At 67.3% G+C, this 10,866-nt stretch carries 10 protein-coding genes and 1 pseudogene; 8 read left to right on the top strand and 3 right to left on the bottom strand.

The window, feature by feature from the left end; translation table 11 throughout:
• The first annotated feature begins 377 nt into the window (after positions 1-377).
• The 3 genes from ABT078_RS41690 to ABT078_RS41700 are packed head-to-tail and all read left to right on the top strand — an operon-like array spanning position 378 to position 3,754.
• Positions 378-1,055 carry an AfsR/SARP family transcriptional regulator gene (locus tag ABT078_RS41690; RefSeq protein ID WP_351237556.1) on the top strand — a complete coding sequence of 226 codons (678 nt, stop codon included), beginning with the start codon at positions 378-380 and terminating at the stop codon, positions 1,053-1,055.
• Positions 991-2,877, top strand: coding sequence for a BTAD domain-containing putative transcriptional regulator (locus ABT078_RS41695; RefSeq protein ID WP_351237558.1), 1,887 nt, complete (start codon positions 991-993; stop codon positions 2,875-2,877). The genes ABT078_RS41690 and ABT078_RS41695 overlap by 65 nt, the downstream gene beginning before the upstream one ends.
• On the top strand, positions 2,819-3,754 hold the full coding sequence (locus ABT078_RS41700; RefSeq protein ID WP_351237560.1) for a tetratricopeptide repeat protein: 936 nt from the start codon (positions 2,819-2,821) through the stop codon (positions 3,752-3,754). The genes ABT078_RS41695 and ABT078_RS41700 overlap by 59 nt, the downstream gene beginning before the upstream one ends.
• Before the next feature lie 456 nt (positions 3,755-4,210).
• On the opposite strand, the gene ABT078_RS41705 is transcribed toward ABT078_RS41700, so the two are convergent.
• Positions 4,211-4,552 (bottom strand): hypothetical protein, encoded by a 342-nt coding sequence (locus ABT078_RS41705; RefSeq protein WP_351237562.1) that lies wholly within the window; start codon positions 4,550-4,552, stop codon positions 4,211-4,213.
• Between the two features lie 846 nt (positions 4,553-5,398).
• Between ABT078_RS41705 and ABT078_RS41710 the strand changes: the two are divergent.
• Positions 5,399-5,443 (top strand): annotated as a pseudogene (locus ABT078_RS41710) (hypothetical protein); the annotation flags it as partial.
• 52 nt (positions 5,444-5,495) lie between these two features.
• On the opposite strand, the gene ABT078_RS41715 reads toward ABT078_RS41710, so the two are convergent.
• On the bottom strand, positions 5,496-5,693 hold the full coding sequence (locus ABT078_RS41715; protein WP_351237574.1) for a hypothetical protein: 198 nt from the start codon (positions 5,691-5,693) through the stop codon (positions 5,496-5,498).
• A gap of 30 nt (positions 5,694-5,723) precedes the next feature.
• On the opposite strand from ABT078_RS41715, the gene ABT078_RS41720 reads away from it, so the two are divergent.
• The 3 genes from ABT078_RS41720 (at position 5,724) to ABT078_RS41730 (ending at position 7,651) form a co-directional block, all read left to right on the top strand.
• Complete coding sequence (locus ABT078_RS41720; RefSeq protein WP_351237564.1) at positions 5,724-6,440, top strand: enoyl-CoA hydratase/isomerase family protein; 717 nt, start codon at positions 5,724-5,726, stop codon at positions 6,438-6,440.
• Positions 6,441-6,722: 282 nt separating this feature from the next.
• A complete protein-coding gene (locus tag ABT078_RS41725) occupies positions 6,723-6,923 on the top strand; it encodes a hypothetical protein (protein WP_351237566.1) in 201 nt (66 codons plus the stop codon).
• A 224-nt stretch (positions 6,924-7,147) separates the two neighbouring features.
• A complete protein-coding gene (locus tag ABT078_RS41730) occupies positions 7,148-7,651 on the top strand; it encodes a GNAT family N-acetyltransferase (protein ID WP_351237568.1) in 504 nt (167 codons plus the stop codon).
• 46 nt (positions 7,652-7,697) lie between these two features.
• On the opposite strand, the gene ABT078_RS41735 is transcribed toward ABT078_RS41730, so the two are convergent.
• The gene (locus ABT078_RS41735; RefSeq protein ID WP_351237572.1) at positions 7,698-8,936 is read right to left on the bottom strand and encodes an IS701 family transposase; all 1,239 of its coding nucleotides are present in this window, start codon (positions 8,934-8,936) and stop codon (positions 7,698-7,700) included.
• Positions 8,937-9,168: 232 nt separating this feature from the next.
• On the opposite strand from ABT078_RS41735, the gene ABT078_RS41740 reads away from it, so the two are divergent.
• Positions 9,169-10,785 carry a 4-hydroxyphenylacetate 3-hydroxylase N-terminal domain-containing protein gene (locus ABT078_RS41740; RefSeq protein ID WP_351237570.1) on the top strand — a complete coding sequence of 539 codons (1,617 nt, stop codon included), beginning with the start codon at positions 9,169-9,171 and terminating at the stop codon, positions 10,783-10,785.
• The last annotated feature ends 81 nt before the right edge of the window (positions 10,786-10,866 follow it).

The raw sequence follows: 10,866 nt of genomic DNA on the forward strand, positions 1-10,866 counted from the left end.
AGAAACAACCGTCCCACCCGGGACACCTTCTCCTGTCGTCGGTGCGGGCTCGCTGGCCCCGCCGACCACGTCGCCGGGGTCAACGTACGCAACCGGGCACGCTCGGCGTGGGTTCTCGTCAACGGACCCGTACCACAAAGGACCTGAACACCTCCTTTCGCTGGTAGATGCGACCCGTGACCGTCCCGTCGTAGGGGGCAGTCGGGAGCGCGACAAGGCGCAAACGACAGAGCCAACACGCTCGGTCGTTTACGGCCGAGAAGTTGACTGGGATTCCCCTTCAATGTGCGGGTTGTGCGATGTCGTGTCCGTCACCATGGCCGGGCGTGCTGCAATGCTGATGAAATTCCGATCAAGTGCGGGCGCGGAGGCTCGGGGTGGGCGGGAGATCTCCTCAGCAGCTTCGGATCGAGGTGCTCGGGCCGTTACGGGCCTGGCGGGGTGAAACAGCCCTGGCTGTGGGGCCTGTCAAGCGGCAGGCCGTGCTGGCCGCATTGCTGCTCCGTCAGGGGGCTGTGGTGAGCCATGAGCAACTGCTCGATGCGGTGTGGGGGCCGGTGCCGCCCGCAGGTGGTCGCAAGGTGCTGCCGACGCACATCAACTCGCTTCGCAGGGTGCTCGACGCGGAGGGCACCCAGCCGGCGGAGTCGCTGATCCGCAGTGGCAAGGGCTGGTACCGCTTCGTCGTCGAGGAGGTCCGGCTCGATACGGCAGACCTGGCCGAGCAGAGCGATGAGGCGATGCGCACGATGGCGTCCGGCGACCTGGCCTCCGCAGCGGACCAGTTGTCCGCAACGCTCGAACTGTTCCAAGGAGAGCCCCTGGCCAACCTGCCGGGACCTCTCGCGCAGGACGAGCGGCAGCGGTTGTGGGAGCGTCGACGAACGCTCCGGCTGGAGCGGCTCAAGTGCCTGGTTCCGCTGCGCCGGTTCGGCGACGCCCTCGACGACCTTGCCGGCCTGTCCGCGACCGACCGCTACGACGAGTCGCTTGGCATTGCGTATGCGGGCCCTGTACGGCTGCGAACGTCAGACGGAAGCACTGAACGCCTATGAAGACATGCGCGTACGGCTGCGTGACGAACTCGGGGTCGATCCCGGTGAGGAGCTCCGCCGGGTGTACGAAGCGGTGCTGCGCCAGGACGACGCCTACCTCCTCCGTCCGGCAGCTCCTCGCGCGCAATCGCTCTCCAAGCGCATTCTCCGCGATGATCCGGCAGCGTCCGTGCTGATCCGGCCAGGACCAGCGGGACAGTCCGCCCGTCCGCCTCGCGACAGCACTGCGCCCGCGCCCGCCGAACTGCCCCACAACACTGCGGGATTCGCCGGCCGTGCTGGCGAACTCGCCAGACTCCACGCGCTGCTTCCACCCGAGCAGGACCGGGGGCCGGCGAACACGGTGGTCATCTCCGCCATCGGGGGCGCGGCCGGTATCGGCAAGACCGCTCTGGCCGTGCACTGGGCACACCAGGTGCGCGACTGCTTCCCGGACGGCCAGTTATACGTCAACCTGCACGGGTTCGACCACGACCGGCAGCCCCTCGATCCCGGGGAGGCCCTTGAACTGCTCCTGCGCAGCCTGGGGCTCGCGGCATCGGAGATCCCCCCGAATCACGAGGCCCAAGGCCGCGTCTTCCGGACCCTGCTGTCGGGCCGGCGCATGCTCGTCCTGCTGGACAACGCGGCCTCGGCCGAGCAGGTACGTCCGCTGCTCCCGGGCAGCCCGAGCTGCTGTGTCGTCGTCACCAGCCGCAACCGGCTCGGCGACCTCGTCGCCCGCGACGGGGCCCACGCCCTGCCGCTGGACCTGCTCCAGCCGGATGAGGCCCGCACGCTGCTGAGCCGGACCCTGGGCGCGGACCGGGTCGCCGCCGACGAGCGTGCGGTCGACGAACTGATCCTGCTGTGCGGCGGCCTTCCACTGGCGCTGCGCGTGGCCGCCGCCCGGCTGGCGGGCGATCCGGGCCTGCGCCCGGCCGACCTGGTCACCGAGATGACCGAGGGCAACAAGCTGGAGGCGCTGGAGCCTGACGGCGACGACCGGTCCCCCTTGCGGGCGGCCTTTTCCGTGTCGTACCGGGTCCTGGCGCCTGCCGCGCGCCGGCTGTTCCGCCTGCTCGGCCTGCTTCCCGGACCGGAGTTCACCGCCGAGGCCGCCGCAGCCCTCCTGGATACACCGCTGCCGCAGGCCCGACGCCTGCTCAGTGCGTTGGCCGCCGCCCACCTGGTCGAACCTGTGACGGCGGGCCGGTACCGGTTCCACGATCTCCTTCGCGAATACGCGCAGGAGCGGGCGCAGGTGGAGGAATGCGCGGAGGATCGTGACGCCGCGTTGAGACGCGTCCTGATCTGGTATCTGAACGCCGCCCGCGCCGTCGCGGGGACCTGGCTCTTCCCGGAGCTGCCGCCCGCGCTCCGGGCCTACGACCAGCAGGGCATGCCGTCCGCTGCCGAGGCCAGCGAGTGGCTGGAGGCCGAGCGGGCCAATCTCCTCGCCGTCATCAACCATGCCGCCCGGCACGGTCCGCGCCCGGTCGCCTGGCACCTCACCTCCGTACTCTTGGGCCACTTCTGGCTCCACCTGCCTCGGGCGACCTGGCTGGCCACTGCGCAGACGGCACTGGACGCGGCCACGGCCGAGGGCGATCTGTATGGCCAGGCAGCCATGCAGAACACCCTTGGAGTGATCCGGTGGGACTGGGGGGCACGCCAGGCAGGCGATGGATCATCACGCACGCGCACTGGACATCAGCCGGGAGCTTGGTTGGGCGGTGTGCGAGGCAGCGGCTCTGGACGGCAGTGGTTGCGTGGAATGGAGCATGGCGCGCCTCGACAGCGCGCACGAACACATCACCGCCGGCCTGGGAATCGCCCGTGAAGTCGGGAATCGTCACGTCGAAGCGTTGGGGTTGCTCGGCCTCGGTATGGTCTGCCGAGATCTGGGCCGGCTGCGCGAGGCCGCCGCTCACCTCGAACTGGCCATCAGCCGCAGTGCGGTGCTCAGTTGGTGGGACGACGGCCCGGCTCTTCAGACTCTGGGTTGGGTGTACTGGGAACTCGGCCGTCTCGCCGACGGCCTCGACGTCCTCGGCCCCTGGGTGACCCCCGACGGGAGGCGCGGATACCGCAACGCCCGCGCCAGGATGGTCGGCGCCGTCGCGAGGATCAACATCGAGCTCGGCCGCCAGGACGAAGGGCTGGAGCAGGCCGAGCGTGCCTATGCCATGTTCAAGTACCCGGGCCGGCCCTGGATTCAGTCCAGCATCCTCAACACGCTCGCGGCTGCCCACCGGCATCTGGCCCATTTCGACCGATCCCTTGAGGCTGACACTCAAGCCCTCGCCCTGGCCCGGAAGGCGAGATTCAGACGAGCGGAGGCGGACAGCATTCTGGGGCTGTCCCTCACGCACCGGCAGCTGGGCCACCACGACGAGGCCCACCGTCATGCCGAGCAGGTACTCCGCCTGGCACGTGCGTACGGCTTCCGAGTGGTGGAGGGACAGGCCCTGACCGTCCTGTGCGGCACAGCGGAGTCCAAGTCGGCGTATGCCACAGCCGTCTCCCTCGGCCGGGAGGCACTGGCCATACACCGTGAGACCGGTCATCGACTAGGCGAAGCCCGCACCCTCGTGGCACTCGCCCGCGCCCTCCAGAAGACCGACAACGCTGCCGCTGAACCCATGAGGCAGCAGGCGTTGAACATCTTCTCGGCTGCGGGTGTACCGCCGAAGGGGTACAAAGACCTCGACTGGTGACGTTTGTACGTCGATGACCGGAAACCTTCAGAGAAGGGCGCGGCCCTTCTGAAGGAAAGGGCTGAACGAAGAGCAGCAGCGGCTGGCCAAGCTGGGCGTGATACCCGCCGAACGGCACGTTGCTGCCCGTTCGCGTCGCACAGCAAGCGGAGGAAGCAGCAAGGCCTCCGAGACCTTGCAGCGCGGCCTGACGGCTCTCCGGCAATACATCGAACGAGAGGGCAAAACCGTCGTCACAGACAGCGCGTCGAGAACCTCCCCGACGGCACATCCGTACGACTCGGCGTATCCCCAGCAACCGAAAAGAGCCGCCGCGACCGACTGAGTACAGACCAACTCACCGCACTCGGCAACCTCGGATACGACTGGGCCGCATAAGAGTACAAACAGGACGAGGGGCGGGTCGCGGGTGTGGTCAACGGCCCCACCCCTCATCGCCCTGGCTTTGTCGGTGTGTTACGGCTTTGGCTCAACTTCTACTTCTGAGGTGGCTGGTCTTCCGGCGAACGGCTGGACCACTGGCTTCGCGTCGGAGTCATGGACCAGTTCGGCAAGCTGGACGAGGAAGCCGTACGTCGCCATACGCCCCTGGATGCGAATGAAGTAGGACCGACTGGAGCACTTGAAGATCTCACGACGGCGCACCTTCCAGAGGCTGTGCTCGAACGTGTTCGCCGCCCGCACAAGAGCCGTCTCCGCCTCTTCGGTACTGCCTTCGAATTCCGCAACGGTACGCGCGTCACGATCTGTCTCTGCAACACCGTCGACGGGTACGGCCAGCACTATCCATCGGGGCATCCCGCGGTCAGTTCCTTTCGCCTTGGCGCCGCCCTCCTGCGACCCGCAAGGGGCCAGTGTGGCAGCCGAGAAGCCCCGCTGGACCGCCACCACAGAAGTTGGGTGCACCTGTTACTGAGAGCACCTCAATGCTTGCTTCGGCGGCTTGCTCATGCTTGAGATGTGCCGACGATCACGCGGGGGCAGGAGAGCTGTGCCATGATCGGCGGAGTTGGCCTATGGCCGTGACCACCGAACGCACCCGGGACATCCTGGAGATCTGGGCCGTCACCCTCGGTCGTGGGCCTCTCACCGATGTCCAACCCAGCGAAGCTGATCTGAGGCGTCGCGCTTCAGGGAAGTCAACCCTCGCGGCCCGCCTGGGCGCAATCACCGGGCTTCCTGATATCGAGCTGGACAAGCACTTCCGGCGCCCGGTCTCGAAGCGACACCTCCCCAGCACTGCCGAGCACTGTGTCGCACCCGCAGGGGGCCTGACGGTGACCGAGGTAAACGCCGTCGAAGGCCCCGATCGCGACCTTGGCGCGCCCGCGCTCCACCGGTGCGGCCACTACCGGCACTCCGTTTCCCGTCGGGCACCTCGAGGCTGAGGACCTCCATCGTCCCTCCCTCCTTCACCCTCGGAGCGGGCTGAGCGCGGGCCATTGTGCGCCTCGCACCGTTAGCCGTTCGGAAGGTGCGAGGAGGCCCGACCGTCCGCGTGTGAACCCTGCGTTAACCGCGCTTGCAGTGGCCGCACCGCTTCAGATCCACTCTCCGCAGAGGAATAGACCGCCAGAACCGAACATGGCCGCAGGTTGGAACTTGGAGGGCCACACGGCTTTCGTGACCGGTGGTGATCGAGGCATGGGCTTCGCCATCGCAGAGGCGCTGCTCGAGCGTGGCGCCAAGGTGGCGATCGCAGCCAGGGGCCAAGCGGCCGTCAAGGCTGCGGCCGATCGTCTCACCGCTGGATCCGGCGCAGGCGGACGTGCTCCCCATCGTCGCGGACGTCACCGACGCGGAGTCCGTCAACAGCGCGCCGGCAGAGGCGCACGCGCAGCAGCGCGGCGTCGACATCGTCGTGAACGACGCAGGGCCGCAGCTCACACCGCCCCCTGGACAAGGTCGACGAGAAGATCATCGCGTCGGCCTTCGACACGAAGCTGAACGAAGTGAGAGGACTCGGATCATGAATAGCGTGGACAACGTCTGGAGCGGCGGCGTAGAGCAAGAAGTGGTGGGTGCTACCACCGTCTTGACCATTCACAATGGCGAGCGGAACCTGCTGAACCCAGGCATCCTCACCGACATCCGCGCCCGCCTGCAGGAGTGTGACGACAATCCGGACATTCGTGCCGTCCTGCTCACCGGTGCAGGTGAGACCTTCTGCGGTGGTCTCGACGTCGCTGCCTTCAAAGCTGGTGCAGATCCAGCTCTGTTCGGCAAGACGTTGATAGAGACCCTCCGGGTCTTCCCTCGTCTGGGTCTGTCTGTCGCGGCTGCCGTCAACGGCGACGCGCTCGCCGCGGGCGCCTCGCTCGTCGCGGCCTGCGACTTCGCCGTCGCAGTGGACAGTGCGCGAATCGGCACGTTCGAGGTCAACGCCGGGAGGTGGCCGATGATCGCGCAGGTGCCCATCATTCATCGGCTTGGGCCGCGCCTGGCGATCGAGAACATCGGTTCCGGCGAGCCGTTCACCGCCGAGAGGGCCCGCGAGGTCGGTCTCGTGCAGGCCGTGGTTGAGGCCGGCCGAGCAGCTGTGGTCGCCCAGGAGTGGCTCGATAACGCACTGCGGGCGGCCAGCGCAGGTGCCCCTGGCCGTCGCTCCCTCTACGAGTTCGCATCGATGTCATACGACGACGCGCTCGACGCGTCGCTGCCACGTTTCATCGAGTTGTTCGACTGACTCTTCGGAGTGTCCCTCACTGTCGGACTCCTGTGGCGGCCCGCACAGCCGCCGTCGGCCCACCCCTCGGCCGTGGTGCGTGGAGCGCACCCTGTAGGGCCCGGAATCCCAGCTCAGACACGGGAGTACAAGTGACCAGCCAGTAGGCGGGGGGCGTCCACGCACCTTGACAGGCCCGGCCCTCATGGGTGCGAGGATGCGACTGTCTAGGTTCGTATCCGCTGCAGAGAGCAAGGCACCTTTCTGGTGGTCGAGACTTCAGGGTGGGACCGTCGGCTGTCCGTGATAGCTGACGGGAAGAGGCTGATCGGGCATGCCGGGACGGTGCTGCCGCGCCGGTGCGCGGACCGCACCAGGCTGAGATGCGCCGGCCGAGGTGCTGCCCCCGACCACGCCCGCCGCCGCTTCCTGCGGATCAAGCGGACCGGGCCCTGGGCGAAGGCGTTCACCACCTGCCGGCACCGGCTGCCCGCCGTCACCTGACGCCCAGACCACCCGCCCGTCAAGACAAGGAAAGGAGCAGACCTGCACGACCTCCGGGTGGCGTGGAACCCCGGCGCAGCCGCAGCGACACGCGAAGGCCCCGCCCGCGATCACGCGGAACAAACAGGGCGAACCGACGACCGGTCACGCACTCACGGCCGCTGAAGAATCCTGGTTAATACTCCAGCTGTAGTTCGTGATGATCAGTGGGGCAGAGTAGGGGCATGTCTACGTACGAGACGATGTCGTTCCACCTTGAGACCGAGCGGCTGATACTGCGGCCGTGGGCCGAGTCGGACGCCGCTGAGCTCCGTGCCCTCCACTCCGAACGCGGCAACGGGACACCCACGGTTGAGCACACCCGGACGCTCATCGCGAAGCAGCTCACCGCAACGGCGACAACGGGGATCGCCCTGCTGCCCATCCAGCGACGTGACGAAGGCGACTTCATCGGCTATTGCGGGTTGATCATCGGCCGCTCCACCGTAGAGGAGCCTGAAATCGCGTATGAGTTGTTCCAGCGCGCGCATGGGCGTGGCTACGCCACCGAGGCGGCCAGCGCGGTGCTCGAGGCCGCTATAGCGACCGGGCGGAAGCGGCTCTGGTCGACCGTCGGCACATGGAACACACCGTCGTTCCGTGTCCTTGAGAAGCTCGGGTTCGAGCGGGATCACGTTTCCACAGACGACAGCGGTGAAGTGGTATGGCTCACACGTTCGTTGCCGTGACGCGGGGTCGCGCCCCGGGACTTCATGCTCACGTGATCGAGTGCGCTCAGGCAGAGTAGGCGGCTTGGCGGCAGTGGTGGCTGGCTCGGGATCGGGCTTGGTGGCGGCGACGCCAGTGGGACCATCCGAGCCGGTGGGCCGTGTCGTGGATGCGTTGGGCAACGAGGGCGATGAACAGGCGGGCGATCTCGTTGCAGGTGAGCGGGATCAACGTGTCCGGGGCGGGGCGGCGGGTGTGTTCGTCGGCGCGGACGACGGCCAGGAAGGCGTGGGCCAGCATGGCTAGGGTGACCCAGCGGGTCCAGGAGGTGTAGCGGCGGACCTGGTGTTCGTCGAGGCCGGCCAGGCCCTTGCCGGCCTGGAACGTCTCCTCGATGCGCCATCTTGATCCCGCGACCCGCACCAGCGTCGTCAGCGGCACCGGCTGGGGCGAGTAGCAGCGGTAGTAGGCGAGTTCGCGAGTGGTGCGGCTGCGGCGGACCAGCAGGTAGCGGTGGCCAGCCCTGGGGTCGTGCAGTGCGATGTGGGCCCAGTCGTAGAAGCGTTGCCCCTTTGCGCCGGTCCCGGCGGACAGCTTCTGCCAGGCGCGCTTGGGGAGCTTCTTGACCAGGAAGTCTGCGCGGAACTTCCCTGCATGGGTGGTGACTTCGTGGGTGCGGGCCACCGCGAGGACGTAGCCGCTGCCGCGTTCCTCCAGGACGGTGCGCAGTCTCGGGTTGCCGCCGTAGACCTCATCGCCGGCCACCCATCGTGCACGGTGGCCAGCGTCCAGGAACCGGGCGATCATGCGGGCTGCCAGTTCCGGCTTCGTGGCGAACGCCGTGCCGGGCGCGAGCCCCGCCGCCTGGCAGCGGTCGGGCTGGTCGGTCCATGAGCGCGGGATGTAGAGCTCGCGGTCTACTGCTGCGTGTCCGCGCTGGCCCGTGTAGACCAGGTAGACGGCGACCTGGGAGTTCTCGATCCGGCCTGCGGTGCCGGTGTACTGCCGCTGGACGCCAACGGTGTGGCTGCCCTTCTTCACGTCTCCGGTCTCGTCCACGACGAGCACCGCCTGATCATCGTGCAAGTTCTCGACCACGTACTCGCGCAGGTCGTCGCGAACCGCGTCGGCGTCCCACTTGGCGCGTTTGAGCAGGTGCTGCATCCCGTCCGGATTCGCCTCGCCAGCCCACTCCGCAATCGTCCAGCAGTTCTTGCGCGGCAGGTCCGCGAGCAGCCCGAGTACCAACCGCCGGATCCGGCGCCGGGGTTCGACCCGCATGAACCGGCCCGCGATCCGGTCCATGAGGGCTTCGAACGCCTCCTGCCAGCGGGCAGAGTCTGCGCTGTGACCTGCGGCCACCACATGATCGTCTGTCTTCACACACCGATGATCAACGGTGGCCGCACCCATGTCTGCACCGGCCCTTACCAGCAAGATCACGATCTACAGCTGGAGTATTAACACCCTATTCGCGGTTGGTTAACGCCCTCACCGCGACGATGAGCCCCCTCCCAGGAGAACTGGAGGCACGACTATGAGGACCGGTACCGAGTACCTGGAATCACTGCGTGACGGGCGTAACGTCATCATTGACGGTGAGCGCATCGAGGATGTGACAAAGCATCCTCTGACCCGTGGCTACGCCGAGCAGGCCGCGCGCTTCTACGACCTGCATCACGAGCCTGAGAACCAGGCTTCTTTGACCTTCGTCGACGAGGACGGCACGCGACGCCCGATCGGCTGGTTGTATCCGCGAAACCAGAAGGACCTCGAACGACGGCGCGACTACGCCAACTCGGTGATCCGCAGCTTTGGCGGCGGCGCGTTCGCCCGCCTCCCCCAGAGCAACAACGGCAACTGGTACGCCCTCGTGGACGACACCGCCCCTTGGGCTGAACTGTCCAAGGACACGCCCGCGACCGTCGACCTCGCCCGCAACATCATCGCGGACTTCGAGGCCAACCGCGACGCGGACCTCTGGACGGTCCCCCTGCTCAACGACGTGCAGCGCGACCGCTCGGACCCCTCGGTGGCCGCACGCAACCCGATGCTCCGCGTCAAGGAGCGCAATGACGAAGGCATCGTGGTCGCCGGCTGGAAGGGGGTCTCCACCGCCGTCATATTCGCCGACACGATACTGCTCGGCAACATAGTGAAGCCCGGGACAGAACCGGAGCACATCATCTGGGCGGGCGTCCCAGTGAACCACCCAAACGTCACGCACGTGGGACGCCGTTCCAACGCCACGCCCGCGGAGTCCGGCTTCGAGCGGCCTCTGTCAAGCCTCGGCGACGAGCTCGACTCCATGGCGTACTTCGATGACGTCCTCATCCCGTGGGAGCACATCTACCACCTGGGCAACGTCGATCACTCCAGGTTGTACGCGCAGCGTACGTTCGATTTCGAGCACGCCGACACCCTGCACCACATGATCGTCAACGCGGAGCTCATGACCGGACTGGCGGTCCTCATCGCACAGTCAACCGGAACGGCTCAGCACCCGGTCGTGGGATCCGACCTCGCCGACCTCGTCCGCTTCCACGAGACGCTGCGCGCCTTCAGCATCGCTTCGGAGGCGACCGCGTTCGTGACGCCCAGGGGGCTGTGCAAGCCGAACAACATCTTCTACGACTTCGGCCGCGCGCACTACCTCGAGAACGTGGGCCGGCTGACGGAGAAGCTCGTGGAGATGTGCGGCCGCTCAGCGGTGTTGTCGCCGAGCGAGAAGGATTTCGAGGTTCCCGGGATCGGCACCAGGCTTCTGGAGATGTTCCACGGCACGACGATGAGCGCGCACGACAAGGTGCGGCTCTTCAAGTTCGTCCAGGACCGGTTCCTCAGCGACTGGGCCGGACGCTTCAGGTCGTTCGAGAGGTTCCAGGGCACGCCGTTGTTCCTCATCAAGCTGCTGACGATGCAGCGCATCTCGACCGACCCCGGCGGCTCCATCACCGAACTGGCCCGCGAGGCAATCGGTCTCGGCACCTCCGACGAGATGACCGCACGCGCCGTCGCCGAGCGGAAGGAGCTGTTCGGCTCGGTGACTCCCGTCGCCACCGAGCCCGCGCCCGCTCGGGCCGCCTCAGCCAACCAGGGCTTCTCGCTGGACGACAAGGATCAGCCCGACTACATCAAGACCCAGGACGCATGACCGCTGCCGGTGCCGGCACGCAGCTTCCCGGCCGTCCGCTGCAGCTCCGTCGGCGGACCGGTGACACGGGGCGGCCCTGCG

This window comes from Streptomyces sp. NPDC002133 (genome assembly GCF_040296405.1).
Taxonomy (GTDB): Bacteria; Actinomycetota; Actinomycetes; order Streptomycetales; family Streptomycetaceae; genus Streptomyces.